Below are 21,301 nucleotides of genomic sequence, written 5' to 3' on the forward strand. Positions count from 1 at the left end.
AGCATAGACCAGCGTCACCCTGCTGTCAGCGGTCGGGCGGCCTCCAGGCCGGAACATCCTCCTGTTTCGGTTCTTCCCAATCCCGCTGCATGGCGCTGCTTAACGCCTCCTCCAGCGTCATAAACAACTCGCTGTAACGGGGGCTGAACCGGATACCTTCCTCAATTTCTTTCCATGCCTCGAACAACTCATCCTCGTGGGCTTTCTCATTATCCAAAAAGCCCAGGTCACCTGCCGGGCACGCATCGGATGCACACCCATAGCCGTCAGTGCGTGGCCGCCAAGTTCAAGAGCTGAGTGGTAGGTTTCACTCACCACACCATCCGCGCCCGCTTCCCTCAACTGGTATCCGTGACCACGGTCAAAGGCACGGGCAAGCACCCAGACACCGGGAAAAAACTGCTTCACGTGCTCCACCATCCACACCGCCCGATCACGGTCGTCAATGGCCACCACCACCAGCAGGCGGGCCTGCTCTATACCGGCTGTCTCCAGCAAATCCGGTCGGCTGGCATCCCCGAAGAAACTCTTGATATTGATCTGCCTGAGGTTCTCGATCTGCTCTCTCTCATGGTCCAGCGCCACAATTGGAACATTGTTGGCACGCAACAAACGGCAGACGATCTGCCCGAAACGACCAACACCGGCCACAATCACCGGCGCCTGCTCATCAATCGCATCAGCCTCCCGATCATCGTTCTTTGAACGCCGATAACGCGGCAGCACTATCCGGTCGTAGACAATGAACAGCAACGGCGTAAGAAACATGGAGAGCGCAACTACCAGCGAAAGACCCTGGGACGTCTCCACAGGAATCACGTGGTTCTGGACGCTGTAAGTCAGCAGAACAAAACCAAATTCACCCGCCTGAGCCAGACCCAGTGTGAACAACCAGCCATTGCTGCCATGGACCCCAAAAAGCAGCGCCAGGCCAAGCAGAATCACCGCCTTGACAGCAATGACCGCAACCGCAAGGGAAACCACCGTGCCCCATTGCGCAAACAACACGTCAAAATTGATTCCGGCGCCAACGGTGATAAAAAACAGACCCAGCAGCAGGCCCTTGAACGGCTCGATATTCGCCTCCAGCTCATGCCGGAATTCGCTGTTGGCCAATACCACGCCTGCCAGAAATGCACCCAATGCGGGAGACAGGTTGACCAGGCTCATGAGGGCAGCAATTCCGATGATCAGCATCAATGCCGTCGCGATGAAAACCTCTCGCAATCCTGACTGCACCACATAGCGGAACAAAGGCCGGCTCAAATAGTGACCACCAACGATTACCGCTCCGATGGCAGCCACCACGACTAGCCCGTTAGCCCAGCCCGGAAGACTGGCCACCAGGCTCAGGCTACTGCCAGGATCATCAGAGGGGCCCGCAGCGTCTTTCAGTTCCGGCAGAGCCAGCAAAGGGATAAGCGCAAGTATGGGAATAACCGCGATGTCCTGAAACAGCAAGACTGAGAAGGCACTGCGCCCCCCTTCGGTTCTGACCAGTCCCTTCTCGTTTAGGGTCTGCAATACAATCGCGGTGGATGAGAGTGCAAAGATCAACCCCACTGCAAGCGCCGTCTGCCACCGGAGCCCAAGCCATGCGGCCACCGCCATACCGGCTACTGCCGTCAACACCACCTGAAGTCCGCCAAGGCCGACGAGACGAACCCTCATGGCCCAGAGCGCCTTGGGATCAAGCTCCATGCCGACCAGGAACAGCATCATGACCACACCAAACTCGGCGAAATGCTGAATGGTGTCCGCTTCCTGACCGACCAGCCCTGTCACCGGGCCGATCACCACACCCGCAACCAGATAGCCGAGCACGGAGCCCAGGCCAAAACGTTTTGCCAGGGGCACGGCGATCACCGCGGCAACCAGTTAGATAAAGGCCTGAATGAAGTAGACAGTCATGGGTTTTTCCTTGATTTGGATTCAGTCAGGCTGCGGATTTCGCAGGCGACCGTCCCTGGCAGATCTGTTTAGCGTAGACCCTGGAATGCATCTTTCACATGCGATGCAAGGGCATCATTCAGAGGGTTGGAACCCCGACGTACCAGCGCCAGTTGATAAAAGCCAATTGCCGGCAGGCTATCCCCGGCAATCTCTTTCAGCGGTGGATGTATCAGGCTTTTCGGAAACGGCGCTACGGCGAGATCAGCCAGCATGGCGGCTTCCTGCCCGGAGCAATGCTCGCAGGTGTAGGCAATTCTGTATGGCACACCGGCTCTGTCGAGCGCCCGAAGAGTCATCCGGCGCCAGGCACACCCTTCATGAGCCATGGCAATTGGCAGTGGCGAACGCTGGAAGGCTGACGACCCTTCCCGAGCGGCCCAGACCAGTGGCTCTTCATGAACCACCTCACCGCGGGTAATACCGCCCTCGTCCGCCACTGTCACCAGAGTCATATCCAGCTCACCAGCGTCCAGAAGAGCCAGGTTTTGCTTGCTGGAGCCGACAACCACATCGACCAGAACCGCCGGGTAAGATCTCGCGAATTCCGCAAGTACCTCTGGCAGAATCCGGGTACCTACGTCGTCGGAGGTGCCGATACCCACTTTCCCCTCAAGCGCCGGTGAGATGAAGTGCCGCACTGCCTCCTCATTTAACCGCAACAACCGGCGGCTGTAATCGAGTAGAGTCTCACCCTCAGCCGTCAAAGTGACGCGCCGTGGTTCACGAATGAACAGCGTTCTGCCCAGATTCTGTTCGAGCTGCTTGATTTGCATGCTAAGGGCCGAGGGCGTCCGGTGCACCAATCTCGCCGCACTGGTAAAAGTGCCGCACTCAGCAATGGCAACGAAGCTCCTGAGTACATCGTTATCGAGTAGCGGAATCTTCACGGAAGGACCTCTTGTGTCGGTTTCTGGCGTGAAACTGACTTAAGCATAACTGAACGAGATATTAAATTCTTTTCGTTTGATTGAAGGCATAAAGAGTTCCAGAATAACGGCTGTTGGCACCCGCGTGCGAGTAAAACGAAATCTCCAGGCGAGCTGCTGCAAGCCATTCACCCACAGTCGGGGCCGTCGATATGTTGAACAGAACAGAGCAACAGGCAACCGCCGCAATGCAGCCGATCACCTCATGGATTCAGGGGTACTCAAAACGCCAGCAATTCCGCCGGATCGCGCAGTCATTGCTGAAGGAAAAGGATGACACCCTCTCAGATCTCGGCTACGACCGCCACGATCTGGAAGGCGCCCTGCACCTTCCCATCAGGAGTGACGCGGTGCAATACATTGAGGCGCGTCGCTCCAAGCGCGCCCTGGAAGCCCGGCGGGCAAAAAGCCACCGGCTCGTGGGCTAGCAACCTGTCGGACTTAAGGCTGATCTACTGCGCCGGCCAATTGAGAGAAACGAACCAGTTCGAAGTCGCCTGACAGCGCATCGGCCAGATGGCGGATGTGCTCAGGCGTGATTTCACAGCAGCCACCAACCACGCGGGCACCATCGTCCAACCACTGCCTCACTTGCACTGCGTAGGCCTCTGGCGAAATATCTGGCCGGGCTTCGAGTGCGTCTACCAGCGCCCCGCCAGCCATAGGCTCAACCGTTTTGAAGGTGTTGGCGTAACCGCCAGTACAGGGATACAGCACGGCCAGCTCGGGCATTGCCTTCGAAAGCACTTCTGGATCACAGCAGTTCAGCATGATGGCCGTTGGTGCGAACGCCTTGGCCGCTTCGACAGCCTGCGCAAGCGTTTCCCCGGACCGGAGGTTGCCATCAGTTTCCAGCCGGAATGCCACACCAAAGGGCTTGCCTGACTCACTGGCGGCCGCACAGGCGGCTTTCGCCTCGAGGATGTTGGTCATGGTTTCGATGAGAAAGACATCCGCACCGGGCTGCAGTTTCACGAGTGTGTCGTACTCTGCCTTCAAATCATCGAATGATCGGGCTGGCTGGCCCCTATAGCTACCAACCAGAGGCGGCAGGCAACCGGCGATATCAACGTTTGCACCAGTTATCTCGATGGCGCGTTGCAAAACCTCAAATGCCTTTCGGTGAATCGCTTCTATCTCATCACCGATGCCCTCCCTGGCCAGACGGGTCGGGGTTGCGGCGTAGGTATTCAGTGTCAAGGTCCGAGCCCCCGCCCGAATAAAATCAACATGAACATCGGTAACAAGCTCCGGCTGCTCCCGCATCACCGCCACTGACCAGAGCAGCGAGGTGACAGTCGTGGCCCTGCGATAGATTTCCTGGCCCAGGCCGCCATCAAGAAGTGCAACAGATTTCATAGGGTACTCATCAGGGTATAACAATATTAAATCGGCCCTGAGGCTGATCCAGCATGCTGAAGAAGCCTATCAGGTCGAGCTTACTTCCCTCAAAGCTGATCTCGTCACTGAACAGAAGTTCCTTCAGCCCTGCCTTGCCGATCAACAAATCCACGAACAGCGGCCGGGTCAATCGCAGGGTGGCATCAGCCGGCGTGTCCTCGCTGGTCAGGCGGTTGTGCAACACCGAATTTCGCAAGGTCAGCAGGTAGCTTTCCTCAAGGTCCGTGAAGGTGATCTTGATAGTAGCGCTTTCGCCTTCCGCGTCCTCGGCTTTGAGCCGAACGGCCATACTATCGAAGAACAACGCCACCGGCGTGTTGAGCAGCACCTCTCTCATCATGGCTGGCCTGAGGCCTTCGTCCGGCGAGCCGTGACGCAATTCATAGGCGCCGGTCAGGTAGAAGTCCCGCCACGGCGCCGACTCCGCCTGGTAACCGAGCTGGTCGTAGACACTGGCCAACAGCCGTTTCGCGTCGTCGTTATCCGGCTCGGCGAAGACAACGTGGTTGAGCAATTCCGCAAGCCAGCGGTAGGTATCCCGGCCCTCGGCCGCGTCCATATCGGAAGCCGCCTCAAAATCCTGCAGGGCTTTTTCCAGAACCTTTTGGGCACCGCCCATCATCTCGACATACCGTTTTGCCGAGTCACTTTCGGGCAGCGGGTTGAGCTGTGCCGGGTTGGCGGTAAACCAGCCCAGGTAATGCTGATATACCGCCTTGGCATTGTGGGACACGGTGCCGTAGTAGCCCTGGTTATGAAAATCCTCGTTCAGCGCAGGCGGCAATTGCAGTTGCTCGGCAATCTCCCTTGGCGTGGCGCCACGGTTCATCAGACGCACCGTTTGGTCATGGATGAATTTGTAGGTATCCCGCTGCACCGCCAGGAAATCCTGGATATTCTCCTGCCCCCAGAGCGGCCAGTGGTGGCTGCCAAAGTATACTTCCGCTTCCGTGAATCGGTTCTTCGCTTCATCAATAAAGCTACTCCAGAGCCTGGCATCGCGAACCTTCGCGCCCCGGAGGGTATAGAGATTGTGCATGTTGCGGCTGACCAGCTCGGCACCACAGAACGCTTTCTGCTCTGGCAGGTAGAACGTGAACTCGGCAGGCGCTTCGGAACCGGACACCACCTGGAAAACCATCGGAACGCCGTCCACCGTAAGCTCAGTCCCCGTCTCACTGACCAGGTCGGTAGGTGGGGCAAAGCCAAAGGTACCGAAGGCAGGTCCTTTACCCAGGCCGGTACCAACATGGCCTCGCACATTTCTCTCCAGACGCTTGCCATACATGAACATGGCGCGGCGGGTCATGGCAGGGCCAGCGATGATGTTCTCGCTCGTGGCCTCTTCCTCGAAGCCCGCTGGCGCGATGACGCGCAGGTTAGCCCTCTCTTCATCGGAGAGGTGCTGGAGAATGCCCTGCACGCCACCAAAGTGGTCGATATGGCTATGGGTAAACAGGATCGCCCGCACCGGTTTTTCACCCAGGTGTTCCCGGGCAAACAGGAAGGCCTTGCTGGCAGTTTCCCGGGCAGTCAGTGGGTCCACCAGAATCCACCCGGTATCACCCTCGATAATCGACATATTGGCCAGATCGTAACCCCGGATCTGGTAAAGCCCATCGGTGACCTCGAACAAACCATGAATGTTGTTCAGGGCCGCCTGGCGCCATAGGCTGGGGTTCACCGAGGCAGGCGCATTTTCACCCTCACGGTCGATAAAGCCATAGTCCGGCATATTCCAGACCTCACCGCCCTCAAGATGATCAATCACCAGGTCCGGATCCTGGGCAATCAGCCCTCGCCGTGCGTTCTCAAAATCGCCACGGTTGTCGAAGGGCCGTTGGTCAAGCACCTGCTGATTGGCCTGGCCGGTGCTGGCCGTTGGCGCGCTGTGCCCGGCACTGTTGGCTTGAGGGAAATTCGGACCGGTATCACACCCGGCGATGGCCAGCGCAATACCGAACAGCGGAACCAGGAGAAGCTTTCCAGGTATAGACATGGAGAAACCTATTGATCTGTGTTTATTGATTACCCCAAAGTTTACTCCGGTATCAGCCCGAGTCCCGTATCAGTCAGCCAAAATACTCCTGCATCCAGTCAAACAGCATGCTGGCAGTCATGTCGGCAACAGCCATCTGTTTGAAATCATTGCCCACTTCATCCTCTATGGTGACGAACTGAAAAAGAACCGCTCCCGGCTGCTCATCGTGCAGTATCAGCGTGATCCTTCGGCGAGTGCGCAGACAGTCAATGGTCATCACATCTGCCGGTATACCCGCATCACGCATACCCCGGCGAACCTCCACAACCGGGTTGATGTGCTGGTGGGTTGCCTGAATGCGGGCATGGGCATCGCTGGCAAGGTCGGACAAGGTTTTGAGGGCATCTTCAGACATTGGGCAGATTCACTCCGGTTATTCATAGACATCATGCAAAGCCAGCATTTTGAAGTCCGGGACCACACCCAGTCCAGGGCGGTCGCTGAGCGTCATACGCCCCCCGGATACCTCCGGAGCGCCGGTCGCAAGCTGAGTGGTGTTGTAATTATGGAGATCGGTCGTATTGAGCAACGCCCTTGCCGGGGTGCTTGCCGCCAGATGCGCGTAAGCAGCTGTTGCGATACCACTGCCCCAGGCATCTTCAATCGTCATGGGTATTCCAGCATCCACGCACACATCCCGGATAACGCGGGAAGGTGTCAGGCCGCCAAATTTGCTGACTTTCAGCGCAATGGCGTCTATGGCGTCATCCCGCAGGGCCCGCTGTAAATCGCCAAGAGAGTTCAGGCTCTCATCCAGCTTGACAGGGTGCCGCACTCGCTGCCTCACTGACAGACACTCCTCGTACTGGCGGCAGGGCTGCTCCAGATACAGATCTACGCCCTCAACCGCGCGGGAAAAGCGCAGCGCCTGGTCCCGGCGCCATGCTGCATTAATGTCGCCAATCCAGAGCTCATCGGGTTGCTTCAGCTTGCTCAGGGTTCGAACCAGCTCAATATCTTCATCAACGTCGTGCCCGAGCTTGATCTGAATATGGCGAATACCCTCTGAGCGGAATTGGCGCAGCGACGCCTGCATCTCAGCCGGTTCTGCCAGGGGAACTATCCTGTGCAAAGGCATGGAGGGCGTCTGCAGGCCACCAAGCAGAGTATAGACCGGAAGGCCGGTCGCCTTGCCGAGAAGGTCCCAGCAGGCGATATCAATGGCTGCCTTGGCAACAGCCTGGCCGGTAAGAGCCTGATTCATCCGCTCATGAATCGCTGAGATTTGCCTCGGATCCTCTCCGATCACCGCGGGCGCCAGCAAGGACAGGCAGGCCGGAATTCCCTCGGCAAACGCTGGCATATAGTTGGGGCCGCAGGGACAAACCTCTCCGTAGCCTTCCAGGCCCGTGTCCGCCGTTAAAACCACAACTGTGCTGGTGAATACCTGATGGGAACGGCCACCGGCAAAGGCGTAGGCCTTGCCGGTGTATTCAAGATCTGCAGTGTAAGCTGCAATACCGGCGATGCGCATGACTGTCCCCGAGTTCTGACCCAACTGATCGATGGTACATCCAATTGAAGTGTAGTCCCCTAATCCGGGTATAACGCCTTTTGCAGGTTCAGCCCTCTGGAGCAAACACTAAGCCCCCATTCTGTTGAGTCAGTTCTCAGCTTTCCTGAAGCACTCAGCAAGTTCAGCAGCGAGAAAATCGAACACCGTCCGAACCCGGAGGTTCATCCTGAGTTCCCGGTGCGAGACCAACCAGACATCGCCACCGAACAGTATATCCTCAAAGACTTTCTCAACTCGGGGCTCGGCATCGCCCAGCTCAAGCGGCATCACTCCAATGCCGATACCGGCCCGGGTCATCTGCCAATGCACCAGATGACTGTCTGTACGGGCAACAAAGTGCTCCTCTCCCAGCTTGATACCGCGCTCCGCCAGCGCACTCATGTACGCCCCGTTATTCGACACGAAGCCGATGAACCGGCCTTCCCGGAGCTCCTCAGGAAAAGGGGATGGCAAAGTCGTCAGTATTTCCGGTGTGGCGTAAAGAGTGGCTGAGAACTGCCCCACCTTACGAGCAATAAGATCGGGTTCTGTCGGCCGAAAGTTGCGGATGGCGATGTCTGCCGCCCGGCGCCGAAGATCACTGGCTTCGTTGGAGGCAACCAGATCGATGCGAATTCCCGGGTACTCATTGCGAAGCTTGTGAAGGATGGGAGGCAAAATGTAGGCGGCCGTGATTTCCGATGCCGAAATCGCAATCTCGCCCTCAATGGAAGTTGCTCGCCCCGTTGCCGCCAGCGACAGACCGCTAGCAGCCTCGCCCATCGCCCGAACGTAGGCAAGCAATTCCAAACCGTTCTGCGTTAACTCCAACCCCCGACCTCCACGCTCGAAAAGGACTGTGGACAGCTCCTCTTCCAGCGCCGAGACCTGCCTGCCAAGGGTCGGCTGCGAAATCCCCAGAGCCTTTGCAGCAGCGGATAAAGAGCCTTCCTCGGCAGTCACAAGAAAGGCCCGAGCCCGGTTCCAGTCGAAGTTAACAGATCGCCAATTCATTCACTTATGCATATCAGGAATACGAATATGACGATACTACCAACAGAATTGCAGAGATAGAATGGGCCCCAGTGACTTAAAGCAGCCAGTCCACAGAGGAAACCCCATGAATTCGTATGTCAATTTCTGGAACCGCAGCGCCGCGCGCTACGCCCGACGCCCCATCGCGGACCAGAACGCCTATCTGAGAAAGATCGCCCTAACACAGAAATACCTCCATTCAGAAATGGATGCCCTGGAATTTGGTTGCGGCACGGGATCGACAGCGCTGATCCACGCTCCCAAAGTCCGCAGCTATCTTGCGACAGACGCGTCTGCCCGGATGATTGAGATTGCCCGGGAAAGCTTGGCAGAACAACCGACCGGCAATCTCAATTTCCAGGTTGCCACCCTTGACGACCTGCAACAGCGGCAACAGACATTCGACGCCGTATTGGGCTTAAACATACTGCACCTCCTCGAATATCCAAAGTCGGCAATCGAGCAGGTCTTCGGCATGCTAAAACCCGGCGGTGTCTTTATCAGCAACACCGCATGCCTTCAGGACACCTGCCCCTACCTCAAACCCGTCGCCCTGTTGGCCAGACTGCTGCGCGTCGCCCCCTTTGTGAATTTCCTGTCCCGCGAGGAACTGGAATCTGATCTTGAGCGTGCCGGGTTCCAGATTCAGTACCGCTGGGTCCCCGAGAAGTCAAAAGATGTATATTTCCTGATCGCCACTAAGCCGAAGTAAAATCGGAACCCTCAGAAAAAGCGTAGTTGCAACCAATGAAAAGATCCCTGCTCATAGTTGTATTAGTCACCATTGCGGCCGGATGCAGCCACAGGGCAGTCTATGACAACGTGCGCATACACCAGCGAAACGAGTGCGCAAATAAACCGCCGTCGACCTACTTTGAATGTATTGAACGCGCGAACAAGTCCTATGAGGAATACGAGCGGGAGAGAAAAGAAGTGTTGGAAAAGCCGGAATCTGATGCCAAGCTTCCATAGACTATCGGAATACCGCGCACATCTGCGCATTACAGGGAATAATCCAATGGGAAGCTCAAAACTGGTCGGTATCGTTCTACTCGTAGTGGGCATTGCCCTGCTCTACTTTGGATACCAATCGACACAGTCTCTCGGTAATCAACTGACTGAAACCGTCACAGGCCGCTTTACTGACGACACCATGTGGTATCTGATCGGCGGCGCCGCCGCAACTGCGGCAGGCGCTTTTCTGGCATTCGTCAGGAAATAAATCCACTCGGCTGTTCCGTCAGAAATCCACTAGTGTCCCGTCCGGCTAATTCGCGAACCTACTGAGCCACTGAGGGCCTTGAGAGCAAGGCGCGGTGGTGAAGGTTTGGTGGTTCCAAATCGAGGCGGCGCAACGCGGCTATCAAGGCCCTCAGTGGCTCCCGAAGGGCGTAGCGCTGAGGCCTCTGGCCGGTGTTGCCAGCCCTTGATGAGGAACCACCACACCTGCAGACAGGCGCCTTGGCCAGAGGCCTCAGCGCTACGCAGTAGATTAGCGAATTAGCCAGACGGGACACTAGTCTCGGCGTCGCCTGGTCCTGACCAGAAACCAACTGGCCAGGACCAGCGCCCCGAAAACCGTATAGCCCAGGGTGAAAACCCAGTCCGGTGCGCTGTAATACAGGATGGATTGCAGCCAGTGCTGAATGAATGATCCCTCATAGCCCGCTTGCCCCGCCTTCTCCCGAAGTGCCATTTCCCACGCTGTGAGTGGGCAAAGCACGCCCAGCCAGGATTGCAGAACGACGATACCTATGACAATCAGGTGGCTCAGCCGGAACCAGAAATTGCGCACCCACCGCCATCCAAGGAAATGACCAACGAACGTCGCCACCAAGCCCAGAATGACGAAGGCAACCAGCAGGGTATGCAGGATCAGGAGCAGGTCTGCCAGTACCAGAAGCCATTGGGTGCCCATAGTCAATCTCCAAAAACTGCCGTACTCCCAGTTTTCGCCTATTCCAGGGGCACGTCAATCTACCAGAGAGTGATCAATGAGCTATGCGCCACCCCCAGCCAGGCTCGGATTCTTCTACCCAGGCCATGCAGCCGAAGATGACGACCCCTGATGGGGTCGATGGTAGAGCCTCCGGCCCAGGTCACCCTTAATCCTCACAGTTGATAAAATAAAGGAAGTTCAACCAAGAAACTCGCGACGCTTTCCCAACCAGGCGGACTGGAACAACTACAGATCATCAACGGCCCAGATCCTGGAGAACCGGGGCCTTGGGCCCTGGGAAGTGCGGGTTCGAATTCACGCCAGCTCCCTCAACTTTCACGATTACGCCGTAGTCGTTGGCGCCACACCTACCGAGGATGGCCGCATCCCCATGGTCGACGGCGCAGGTGTGGTTGAAGCGGTCAACGCCAACGTGAGCGAATTTAAGGCTGGAGACCATGTAATTGAAGTGGCAGCCGGGCACACTAGCCTGAAATGATTTGCGCCACTTTTCTCGGGGCCAAAGAAGCTGAGCCAGTTTCTTCAGAACTTTTGGTCAGACCACACCACGTGATTTTTAATATTAATTGTTATCATTTACATTAACTAAACGGGTAGGTATACTGTCGCCGCTAATCCAAAGCCTCGTTGTAGGCATCCATTTAGATAGATGGCGGAGATATCATCGTGAAAAAAAAACGGCTTTTGTTTTTGGGCTTGCGGGTAGTCTGACGACACCCATCGTTATTGCCGACGAGACTCGTAATAACGATGAGCAGCTATGGCAGGTAATCGAAGAGCAACAGGCGCGAATCGAGAGCCTGGAAGAGTCAATGAAGGCATCTGACTCAAGCCAGGCTGATGACAATGCCTCCGTGCGGTCCGGCGCCAGGGACTTCCATATCGGTGGTTATGGCTCCATTCGTGCAGAGACCAACAACCTGGACGCCGATCAAGACACCTTTACTTTTCGTCGCATTGTGCTGACTGGCGACGGGAAGATAAACGACCGCCTTGAGGCTTACTTTGAGCTGGAATTTGAGCGGTTTGGCGAAATTGAACTGGAAAAAAGTGCTTCGGCAGGAGCTGATGGCTTCTCCGCAGGCCAGGCAATTGAAGGAACAAATGGCTCAGAAATATCGATGGAACAGGCCTGGGCAAGATACCGCGTCAATGACAGCGTCAATCTGGATATGGGAGCGCTGCTGGTTCCCTTGGGCCGCTTTAATATCAATCATGACGATAACCAGTGGAATTTGACCCGCCGCACGCTGGTAGACAGGGGGGCACCCGTCCTGCCAACCAAGGCGGCATGGCCGGAACTGGGGCTTGGTTTTTCGGGACTTGTGGAAACTCAGGCTGGCCTCGTTGACTATAGACTTTACGCAGTAAACGGCGTCAATCTCGACTTCGCATTTGAGGGCGAAGTGGCGGCGGAGCCTAACGGCAGTTCAACGGTGGGTGTCAGTAAATTTGAAGCTGAGTTTGCCCCTTCCCGTGGGGGATTCTCCAACGATCTAAACGGCAATAAGGCCATTACCGGCCGGCTGGCCCTGTTGCCTCAATCTGGTCAGGAATTAGCGATTTCTGGATATTACGGTCGCTATACGCCGGATTTTATGGATTCTGAATCAGTGTGGTCCGTTGCCCTTGATGGGCTTCACAGCCTCGGCGGATTTGAAATCGAATACGAGGTAGTCCACACCGACTGGGGCAACATTGATGATGTTGCTGCTAGCTTCGCCAGTGCCGCTATAGACAAGGAAGTGGAAGCAAAAGTAGGTGCAGAAGGCGGTGAGACCACAGAAATCGTCAGCGAGATCACACTCGGTGGACTCGCTGAAAGCCGCACGGGTTATTGGATAGAAGCTCGTTACCCGTTCTGGCCGGAAGCGCTCGATAATACCTTTTTAGGGCGTGGTTTCAGTAATCCCTCTCTCGAACCGACCGTTCGGATGGAGCAGGTTGTTATTCGCAACCGGGTAACCGGTATTGAGTTCTCCAATCGTCAGGTCACCGAGCTCGACAAAGAGGAAAGTTCTATTGTTAATCGCGCTACCGTTGGTCTGGCCTATCGTCCGGTCCCAGACTGGGTGATTTCATTTGCCACAGAATATACCTGGACTGACGAACAAACACTGGCCGGTTTAACCAACTTTATTCCTGCCGGTGAAAATGAAAACAGCGTTTTAGCGTTCTCGACGGGCGTAGCCTACACCTTCTAGAATGCCTTGTTGCCGGGGCCAGGCGTGTGTATCGCGCCTGGCTCAGAATTTATTGATAAGGTTATCCTCATGAGTTACCCACTCAGGCTCGTGCACCTTCTGCTTTTAGTCACTTTTCTGCCGGTTCCAATACACGCCTTGGCTGGTGAGGTTTATAAAGAGCCTCAAGCATTTTTGAGAGAGTCGTTTGTCGGCGATATACCAGAACCAGCCGCGCTCTGGGTTGTAGGCGAAAAAAAAGAGGTGGCCGGAGACATATTGGGACACCCACCTGCCGCGTTGCGTGAACGATACTGGAAGCAAGGGTCACGGATTGCCTGGATACTGGAGGAAGTCGGTAAAGCTCGCCCGATTACCGTCGGTATATTGGTGGAGGAAAATACCATTCTTAAACTGGACGTACTCGTGTACCGGGAGACGCGAGGGTGGGAGGTTCGATACCCCGTTTTCACGAACCAGTTCAAAGGCGCTGAACTTGAGGGCGGCAAAACGCTCAATCAACCGATAGACGGAATTACTGGTGCCACCTTGTCAGTCCACGCGCTCACGAAGTTGGCACGTTTGGCGCTTTATTTCAGTCAGTTGGTAGATGGCCCGTGATTTCCTTCAAACGCTCCCGGCAAACCCGGCGCAAGTTTTTACTCCTATCGCATCGCTACATCGGTATAGTTTCGGCTTTTTTCCTGATATTGATTGCAACGACCGGCACTGCAATCAATCACTTGAAAGATGTCGGTATGAATGACTATGTTCTGAACTGGCCTCCGCTTCTGAGATGGTATGGGCTGAGCAAGGGACCTCAGGACATCATCACCTTCAGCACCGACAGTGGTGCAATCGTGAGCTGGATGAACAATCAGCTATATCTCGGCAAGGAACCATTAAAGCTCGGACAAACCATTGACAGTCCTCTCTTGGGTATTGCGGAAGGCCCCGATTTTTTAGCCGCAGCGACGTCACGCTCAATCATATTGTTGACTCGGGCTGGCGTACTAATTGATCGCCTTGGGCAAGAAAATTTGCCCGAACCTATCAGAAGGTTCGGCTCGAAAGACGACGCCTTTTTTATTGACACGCCAAACGGCCAATTCAAGACGACCGCATCGTTTCTGAGCTGGACTCCGGTCCCATCCACAAGTAAGCAGGTGGCGTGGTCAAGTCCACGCGCCACACCTGCGGCAGTCAGGAAGCAACTTCTCGATATTTATCATGGCGAAGGCATCTCTTTGCAGCAGTTGTTACTCGATCTTCATTCAGGACGCATTATGGGCATTGTGCCTTGGATATCTGACTTATCAGCACTTGCTATTTTACTGTTAGCCATCTCCGGGTTGATTAACTGGTGCCGTCGCCCGCGCTGAAGCAGCCCTGCATTGCCACGAAGAATCTCTCCACAATACCGGTCGTTCCGACAAAAACTGACACATTGGGCCAGCCGGTGGCCCGGATTCTTCGGGACTGCCTCTGCCGTTTCTGGACGACTCGGTGTCGTATTGGATTCACCTGCACTGAGCAATTAGAGCCACATTGAATGAGGGTCCTGCCCGGTATGCGGCAGTGCGAGAGGGCGTTCATTGCAGGCAAAGGGGAACCAAAATGGCACAACTACCGAAACGTGCAAGAGTCGTAATCATTGGCCAGGGTGGTATCGTTGGCTCCTCGGTAGCACATCACCTGATCGAGCAGGGTTGGGATGACATCGTAGGGCTGGAAAAATCCGCCATTCCCTCAGACATCGGCTCCACCTCCCACGCCTCGGACTTCTGCTTCACCACTTCCCACGACAAGCTGAACATTTACACCACCAAGTACAGCCAGGCCTTTTATGAAAAGCGTGGCAATTACGTGAAATGCGGCGGCATGGAAGTGGCCCGTATTGATGACGACGAGCGCATGGACGAACTCCGCCGCAAGGTGGGTTCCGGGAAAGCCTTCGGCACAAATGTCAGTATGATTTCGCCCAAGCGGGCAAAGGAGCTGTTTCCATTGCTGGAGGAAAGCCGGATCCAGGGCGCCATGTGGGACCCGGATGCCGGGCTGGTGGTACCCCGCTCCCAGAGCGTAGCCGGCGATCTGGTGGAAGAAGCCGTGGCCACCGGCAAACTCCGGGCTTTTGCCTACACACCGGCCATCCGCATTGATGTCCAGGACGGCCAGGTGCGTGGTGTTGAAACCCACAAGGGTTACATCGAAACCGAATACGTGGTGCTCTCCATGGGTATCTGGGGGCCGTTGATGGCCAATACCGCCAATGCGCCCCTGCCATTGATGCCGCTGGAACACCCCCTGCTGTTTTTCGGCCCCTGCGAAGAGCTGGCCGGAACCGGCAAACAGATCGTCTATCCGCTGTTCCGCGACCAGGGCAACTCAGCCTATGTCCGGGACACCGGCGACCCCACCACCACCGAAGGCGGCCGTATCGAGTGGGGTTATTACGAGGCGGAAAACCCTCGGCTGGTCTACCCTGGCGCCATTGCCGAGCCCGGTGATGCGCGGATGTCACCCTCGATGCGGGATCTTTCACTGGATCAGGTCATGGACGCCTACGAAAAAGCCATCGAAATAACTCCGATCCTGGGTGAGCTGGGGTGGGAGGAAAAACACTCCTTCAATGGTTTGCTGTCAGTGACGCCGGATGGCGGCTCACTGATGGGCGAATCCCCGGAAGTCCGCAACCTGTGGTTCTGTGAAGCAATCTGGGTCAAGGACGGTCCGGGTGCGGGCAAGTTACTGGCGGACTGGATGACTCGTGGATCTCCGGAGATGGACCCTCACAGCATCGATATTGCCCGCCACTACCCGCTTCAGAAAACACCGGACTTCGTGTACAACCGCTGCTACGAGACTGCCAAAAAAATCTACACTCCGGCGGTTCATCCGCGTGAGCCCTACCTCACCGGCCGCAAGATGCGAACCAGCCCGTTCTACCTGCGAGAAGTTGGACTGGGCGCTTACTTTATGGAGGCCGCCGGCTGGGAGCGCGCCCACGGCTACGCCGCCAATGAGTCCACCCTGCTGGCGAAATACCGCGACCGTATCCCGGTGCGGGAGCACGAATGGGACGCCCGGCATTTCTGGGAGGTCTCCAACGCCGAGCAATTAGAGATGAGCGAATCCGTGGGCATGATAAACCTCTCCCATTTTGCCATCTTCGATATTTCCGGCGATGACGCAGAAGCGCTATTGGAATACCTGTCGGTTGCCAAAGTCGGCGGCACCACGCCCCACGGCAAAGGTGTCTACACCCACTTCCTCGACGGCCGCGGGGGCGTGCGCTCCGACCTGACCATCATCCGGCGGGACGAGAACGACTATCGGGTAGTCTGCGGCGGCGACACCGGCCACCGGGACTATTGCTGGATCACCCGCATGGCCCGGGAGAAGGGTCTGGACAACATCCGGTTGCATGACTGCACGGACGAACTGGCGACGCTTGGGCTCTGGGGTCCCAAGGCCCGGGACACCCTGGCGCAGTTCGTCACCGACCCGGACCAGCTGTCGCCGGAAAATTTCCCGTTTGCCACCGCACAGGAACTGAACATTCGGGGCGTTCCGGTCTGGGCTTTCCGCATATCCTATGTGGGCGAACAGGGCTGGGAGCTTTACTTCCCGTTCAGTTACGGCCTGCGAATCTGGGACCTGTTGTACGACGCCGGCGTTACCCCGGTAGGCATCGAAACCTACGCCAACACGCGGCGCCTGGAGAAAAGCCTGCGGCTGCAGAATGTGGACCTGGAAACGGAATACAACCTTTACGAAGCCGGGCTGCAACGGCCCAAGGTCAAGGAAGCCGATTTCCACGGCAAAGCCGCTTACCTGGAACAACGGGAGTGGCCCCGGCAACCGGCCTACCTGTGCACCATGACCATGACCGGGCACCAGGATGCTAACGGCGTGCTGCGCTATCCGGTGGGCCAATGGCCGATTCTGGACCCGCAAACCGGCGAAGTGCTGGTGGACAGCCACGGCCGCCGCTCCTACAACACCAGCGTGGCCTGGGGGCCTTCGGTGGGCAAAATCATCCTGTTAGGTTATATCCCCACAGAGTACGCCCAGGAAGGCCGTGAACTGACCCTGGAATACTTCCAGGAACACTACCCTATCCGCATTGAGGCAGTGGGTTACCGGGCGCTGTTTGATCCGGACAACGAACGGATCAAATCCTGACCGGTTTCAGACAAGAGGCACGGCGGTCAGCACTCGATGATGTTGACCGCCAGGCCGGCAGCGGCCATCGCACAGGCCGAACCCACCTCGCCCTGGCACTGCGACACTGAAAAGATCATTTACGACAGCAGGGTGAGTCGCGTTGAGGCTATCCCGGCACCCACTGTGTCGCATGTGGACCATTGGTGTTCTGACCACCGGCTTGGAATGAAACCAAAGTGGGGCTGATCACTTATTGCACAACCCGAGGGCAACAGCTAGTGTTCAGGTTGTGGTGGTCGACACGGACATTCCGGGTACTGGCTGCCGCAGCTGGCCCAGGCAGGGCAAGGGGGTTACTCATGACCACTGATACCGGCTCGCACACAGACAGGAATGCCCATAAGCCCTATCGGGTCGGCTTCCTGCTGATTGACAACTTCACCCTGATCGCCCTGGCTACTGCCGTTGAGCCCCTGCGCATGGCCAATCAACTGGCCGGTGCCGAGCTTTATTCCTGGAAGCTGCTTACCGCCGAAGGGGAAGCAGCTCGCGCCAGCGACGGCATCACCATGCTCCCGGATGCGTCCATTCAGCAAGAGCACTGCTTTGACCTGGTGATCGTCGTTGCGGGAATTGATGTCACGCGGAGCTTCTCCCGCAAGGAAGTCAACTGGCTGAAACAGATGGCACGGCGCCATGTCATCCTCGGGGCCGTCTGTACCGGCCCCTACGTCCTGGCCAGTGCCGGCTTGCTGGACGGCCACGCCTGCAGCGCCCACTGGGAATGCCTGGAAGCCATGCAGGAGGGTTTTCCACGGGTCCAGACCAACAACCACCTGTTTACCGTAGAGAGGGAGCGCATGACCTGCACCGGTGGCACGGTGCCCATGCACATGATGCTCAGCTTCCTCGCACGGCGTCATGGCCAGGAGCTCAGCAATGCGGTTTCCCACATGTTTGTGTGCGACCGGGTGCGTGAGGAAAGCGAGCAGCAGCCCGTGCCCATGCATCCGCGACTGGCCTGCGCGCAGCCCAAGCTTGCGGAAGCCGCCCAGTTGATGGAAGCCAATATTGAAGAGCCCATCGAACTTCAGGAACTGGCGACACTGGCCGGGATATCACGCCGGCAACTGGAAAGGCTGTTCCTCAAGCACATGGGCTGCACACCCTCACGCTATTACCTGAGGGTACGCCTCAACCGCGCACGCCGGCTGCTGAAGCAGACATCCTGCTCCATTGTGGAAATTGCCTCCATGTGCGGATTTGTCTCTGCTACCCACTTCAGCCGCTGTTACCGTAAAACCTTGGGGCACGCTCCCAAATACGAGCGAATGGAAGTTTACTCCCAGGGCCTGGGTCCCGCCGGCAATGTCCTGACCGATACCATGGCCAGCCTGCCTTCCTCTTCCCTGCAGGCACTGAGACGTGCGCGCACCGAGCCCACCTACGGTACTTTCGAGGACACCGGTTCAGGTTAACCCCACAACCAGGCCGTTCTCATCAAGGGCGATATCCAGTGCCGCGGGATGGCGGGGCAGGCCCGGCATGGTCATGATGTCCCCGCAAACCGCCACCACAAACCCGGCGCCGGCGGCGAGGCGCACTTCCCTCACCGGCAGCATATGACCGGACGGCGCACCCTTCACCGACGAGTCCGCCGAGAAGCTGTACTGGGTCTTGGCGATACACACCGGCAGGTGGCCGAAGCCAAGGCTTTGGTATTCCTCCAGTTGCCGTTTGGCCAGTGTTGTAAATTCCACGCTTCCCGCGTGATAGATACGGGTGGCTATGGTGCGGATCTTGTCCGCCAACGGCAGGCTGTCCTCGTAGAGAAAGTTCACCTCCGGTATGCCCTCGTCCATCTGGTCGAGCACAGCCTGGGCCAGCTCCGTTGCGCCCTCGCCGCCGGTTGCCCAGTGGTCGGCGGGCACTGCCCTCACACCCAGCTCTTCACTGATGGACTGCACCAGCGCCATCTCGTCCTCAGTGTCGTCGGGAAAGCGGTTGATGCACACTACTGGGGTCAGGCCGAACTGCTGCAGGTTGCGGATGTGTCGCTCCAGGTTGGCGGCACCGTCCCGCACCGCGGCCAGGTCGGGTGTGCCCAACTGGCTCCGGGAAACGCCGCCCTGCATCTTGAGGGCCCGAATGGTGCAAACCACCACGGCGGCATCTGGCCGCAAGCCCGTGTGCCGGCATTTGATATCAATGAACTTTTCCGCACCAAGATCAGCACCAAAGCCGGCCTCGGTCACCACAACGTCGTTCAGGGCCAGGGCCGCACGAGTGGCAGTCACCGAGTTGCATCCGTGAGCAATATTGGCAAAGGGGCCACCATGAATGAACACCGGATTATGCTCCAGACTCTGCACCAGATTCGGCTGCAGCGCGTCCTTCAACAGCACGGTTAGCGAGCCTTCAACACCCAGATCACGAACGGTGACCGGTGTCATATCGGAACGCCGGCCAACAATGATATTGCCCAATCGCTGCTTCAGGTCCGCACGCCCGTCCGCCAGGCACAGGATAGCCATAATCTCTGACGACACCGTGATATCGAAACCGGTTTCCCGGGGCACACCATGGGCTGCGCCACCCAGGCCACACACCATGTTGCGCAGGGAGCGATCCGTCAGATCCATGACTCTGCGCCAGCTCACGTAACGCGGGTCAAGCCCGGCTTCATTGCCCCAGTGAATGTGGTTGTCGATCAGCGACGCCAGCAGGTTGTGGGCGGTGGTAATGGCGTGGAAGTCGCCGTTGAAATGCAGGTTGATGTCTTCCATCGGAATCACCTGCGCCCGACCTCCGCCAGCAGCACCGCCTTTCATGCCAAAACAGGGGCCAAGGGACGGTTCCCGCAGGCACACGGAAGAACGCACGCCCAGGCGGTTGAAGCCGTCATTCAGCCCCACGCTGGTGGTGGTCTTACCCTCGCCGGCCGGGGTTGGGGTAATGGCGGTTACCAGCACCAATTTACCCCGGGGCGCGGTAGCGGAGGTATCCACATAGGCCATATCCAGCTTGGCCTTGTAGTGACCGAAAGGCACAAGGCTTTCCCCCGGCAGTCCAAAACGCTGTTGGGCCAACAGCAGAATGGACTGGGGCTGGACCGAGCGGGCGATCTCAATGTCCGGGGTGCCCGGCGGCGGAAACTCCGCAATCGCCGGCATGACGGATGTCAGTTTATTGTACTGAAGACTCATGGCGCCGCCCTCTCTGGCCCTCAACGGACCCGCTGTGCTGTTGAATCCATTGCGCCGACTGGCGCAGACCGCCGAATGGGAAGAGGTGAATACCCCGGAGCAGGGTATCCGGGTTGTCCAGGCAGTACTGGACCAACGGGCGCACCATGCCGTCCGGCGTCCAGGCGCTCAGCAGTCTGGCGCTGCCCGGGCGACGCAGCATCATGCGGGCGGACACCCCTACCCCGCATTGCGCGGCATAGGCAATAAGGGTTTTTACCCGCGTCGGCCCGGCCATTCCGATGTAGACAGGCACCTCTTCCAGGATATTGCCCAGGCTCTGCAGCCAGTCGATGACCACCTCGGCGTCGAAAGTGAACTGGGTCACCACCCACAGCCTCGTGGCTGTGGTGCGGGCGTATTCACGCTTGACGCTCAGGGCCTGGGTCAACGTGGCCCGGTCCGCCATGGGATGCCCCTCCGGATGGGCAGCCACGCCAATACCATGAAACCGGAATTGCGCCAACAAGCCGGATTCAAGCACCGCCAGAGTGTCCGGAAAGGGGCCAACCACCGCATCGCTGTCGCCGGCAATCAGCAGCAACCGGTCAACCCTGCTCTCATCGAGCTGTGCCAACCAGTCCCGCAGTTGCCCGCGGCTCTCGGCCATACGGGCGGGTACATGGGGGATCGGCTGCAGGCCCATATTGAGGAGGTGCCGGCAGGCTTCCAGAGTGTCGCTGAAATGCCCTTTTGGCAGGAATGGCACATAGACACAGGTGCCCTCCGGCAGCAGGTCTGACAGGTCTTCCGCTGTCAGTATCTGGCGGGGTGTCGCCTCGATCGAAGCCGAGCGCACCAGGGCACGAAGCCTTTCCGCCGCCGCCTCATCGCGCGGATTGAACGCCTGTTTTTCGCTCGCCAGTTTCATAAGCCGCGCACCCCATTGCTG

General features: G+C 57.5%; 17 protein-coding genes and 2 pseudogenes. 9 read left to right on the forward strand and 10 right to left on the reverse strand.

The annotated features are described in order from the left end of the window. Positions 1-25: 25 nt before the first annotated feature. Both QPL96_RS09315 and QPL96_RS09320 read right to left on the reverse strand, forming a co-directional pair. Positions 26-1,878, reverse strand: a pseudogene (locus tag QPL96_RS09315) (monovalent cation:proton antiporter-2 (CPA2) family protein). Positions 1,879-1,979: 101 nt separating this feature from the next. Beyond that, positions 1,980-2,840, reverse strand: a complete 861-nt coding sequence (locus QPL96_RS09320; protein ID WP_303287114.1) for a LysR substrate-binding domain-containing protein — start codon at positions 2,838-2,840, stop codon at positions 1,980-1,982. A 191-nt stretch (positions 2,841-3,031) separates the two neighbouring features. Here QPL96_RS09320 and QPL96_RS09325 point away from each other — a divergent pair, with 191 nt between their 5' ends. Next, positions 3,032-3,307 carry a hypothetical protein gene (locus tag QPL96_RS09325; protein WP_303287115.1) on the forward strand — a complete coding sequence of 92 codons (276 nt, stop codon included), beginning with the start codon at positions 3,032-3,034 and terminating at the stop codon, positions 3,305-3,307. 13 nt (positions 3,308-3,320) lie between these two features. On the opposite strand, the gene QPL96_RS09330 is transcribed toward QPL96_RS09325, so the two are convergent. The 5 genes from QPL96_RS09330 to QPL96_RS09350 all read right to left on the reverse strand — a co-directional run bounded on the left by QPL96_RS09330 (position 3,321) and on the right by QPL96_RS09350 (position 8,830). Next, positions 3,321-4,238, reverse strand: coding sequence for a homocysteine S-methyltransferase family protein (locus QPL96_RS09330; RefSeq protein ID WP_303287116.1), 918 nt, complete (start codon positions 4,236-4,238; stop codon positions 3,321-3,323). Between the two features lie 10 nt (positions 4,239-4,248). Beyond that, a complete protein-coding gene (locus tag QPL96_RS09335) occupies positions 4,249-6,279 on the reverse strand; it encodes an alkyl/aryl-sulfatase (RefSeq protein ID WP_303287117.1) in 2,031 nt (676 codons plus the stop codon). A gap of 73 nt (positions 6,280-6,352) precedes the next feature. Then, positions 6,353-6,676: a hypothetical protein gene (locus QPL96_RS09340; RefSeq protein WP_303287118.1), complete on the reverse strand. Its 324-nt coding sequence runs from the start codon at positions 6,674-6,676 to the stop codon at positions 6,353-6,355. An 18-nt stretch (positions 6,677-6,694) separates the two neighbouring features. After that, positions 6,695-7,795 (reverse strand): mandelate racemase/muconate lactonizing enzyme family protein, encoded by a 1,101-nt coding sequence (locus tag QPL96_RS09345; protein ID WP_303287119.1) that lies wholly within the window; start codon positions 7,793-7,795, stop codon positions 6,695-6,697. Between the two features lie 129 nt (positions 7,796-7,924). Further along, positions 7,925-8,830, reverse strand: a complete 906-nt coding sequence (locus QPL96_RS09350; protein WP_303287120.1) for a LysR family transcriptional regulator — start codon at positions 8,828-8,830, stop codon at positions 7,925-7,927. A gap of 106 nt (positions 8,831-8,936) precedes the next feature. Between QPL96_RS09350 and QPL96_RS09355 the strand changes: the two genes are divergently transcribed. Both QPL96_RS09355 and QPL96_RS09360 read left to right on the forward strand, forming a co-directional pair. Further along, positions 8,937-9,563: a bifunctional 2-polyprenyl-6-hydroxyphenol methylase/3-demethylubiquinol 3-O-methyltransferase UbiG gene (locus QPL96_RS09355; protein WP_117618011.1), complete on the forward strand. Its 627-nt coding sequence runs from the start codon at positions 8,937-8,939 to the stop codon at positions 9,561-9,563. Positions 9,564-9,869: 306 nt separating this feature from the next. Further along, positions 9,870-10,073 (forward strand): DUF3185 family protein, encoded by a 204-nt coding sequence (locus QPL96_RS09360; RefSeq protein ID WP_117618013.1) that lies wholly within the window; start codon positions 9,870-9,872, stop codon positions 10,071-10,073. Positions 10,074-10,367: 294 nt separating this feature from the next. Here QPL96_RS09360 and QPL96_RS09365 read toward each other — a convergent pair whose 3' ends face one another. Further along, complete coding sequence (locus QPL96_RS09365) at positions 10,368-10,769, reverse strand: DUF2784 domain-containing protein (RefSeq protein ID WP_303287121.1); 402 nt, start codon at positions 10,767-10,769, stop codon at positions 10,368-10,370. Between the two features lie 258 nt (positions 10,770-11,027). Here QPL96_RS09365 and QPL96_RS09370 point away from each other — a divergent pair. The 6 genes and pseudogenes from QPL96_RS09370 to QPL96_RS09395 form a co-directional block, all read left to right on the forward strand. After that, positions 11,028-11,256: pseudogene (locus QPL96_RS09370) on the forward strand (alcohol dehydrogenase catalytic domain-containing protein); the annotation flags it as partial. 367 nt (positions 11,257-11,623) lie between these two features. Further along, positions 11,624-13,015, forward strand: a complete 1,392-nt coding sequence (locus tag QPL96_RS09375; protein ID WP_303287122.1) for a porin — start codon at positions 11,624-11,626, stop codon at positions 13,013-13,015. A 69-nt stretch (positions 13,016-13,084) separates the two neighbouring features. After that, the gene (locus QPL96_RS09380) at positions 13,085-13,615 is read left to right on the forward strand and encodes an FMN-binding protein (protein ID WP_303287123.1); all 531 of its coding nucleotides are present in this window, start codon (positions 13,085-13,087) and stop codon (positions 13,613-13,615) included. Beyond that, positions 13,612-14,376 (forward strand): PepSY domain-containing protein, encoded by a 765-nt coding sequence (locus tag QPL96_RS09385; protein WP_303287124.1) that lies wholly within the window; start codon positions 13,612-13,614, stop codon positions 14,374-14,376. The genes QPL96_RS09380 and QPL96_RS09385 overlap by 4 nt, the downstream gene beginning before the upstream one ends. Positions 14,377-14,611: 235 nt before the next feature. Next, positions 14,612-17,182: an FAD-dependent oxidoreductase gene (locus tag QPL96_RS09390; protein WP_303287125.1), complete on the forward strand. Its 2,571-nt coding sequence runs from the start codon at positions 14,612-14,614 to the stop codon at positions 17,180-17,182. Between the two features lie 341 nt (positions 17,183-17,523). Continuing rightward, positions 17,524-18,642, forward strand: coding sequence for a GlxA family transcriptional regulator (locus QPL96_RS09395; RefSeq protein ID WP_303287126.1), 1,119 nt, complete (start codon positions 17,524-17,526; stop codon positions 18,640-18,642). Here the strand turns inward: QPL96_RS09395 and QPL96_RS09400 are convergent. Both QPL96_RS09400 and QPL96_RS09405 read right to left on the reverse strand, forming a co-directional pair. Continuing rightward, positions 18,634-20,337 carry a formate--tetrahydrofolate ligase gene (locus QPL96_RS09400; RefSeq protein ID WP_368388913.1) on the reverse strand — a complete coding sequence of 568 codons (1,704 nt, stop codon included), beginning with the start codon at positions 20,335-20,337 and terminating at the stop codon, positions 18,634-18,636. The genes QPL96_RS09395 and QPL96_RS09400 overlap by 9 nt on opposite strands. Positions 20,338-20,350: 13 nt before the next feature. Next, positions 20,351-21,280 carry a methylenetetrahydrofolate reductase gene (locus QPL96_RS09405; RefSeq protein WP_303287128.1) on the reverse strand — a complete coding sequence of 310 codons (930 nt, stop codon included), beginning with the start codon at positions 21,278-21,280 and terminating at the stop codon, positions 20,351-20,353. Positions 21,281-21,301 lie beyond the last annotated feature (21 nt).

The organism is Marinobacter sp. SS8-8, assembly GCF_030540945.1.
Lineage (GTDB): Bacteria > Pseudomonadota > Gammaproteobacteria > Pseudomonadales > Oleiphilaceae > Marinobacter.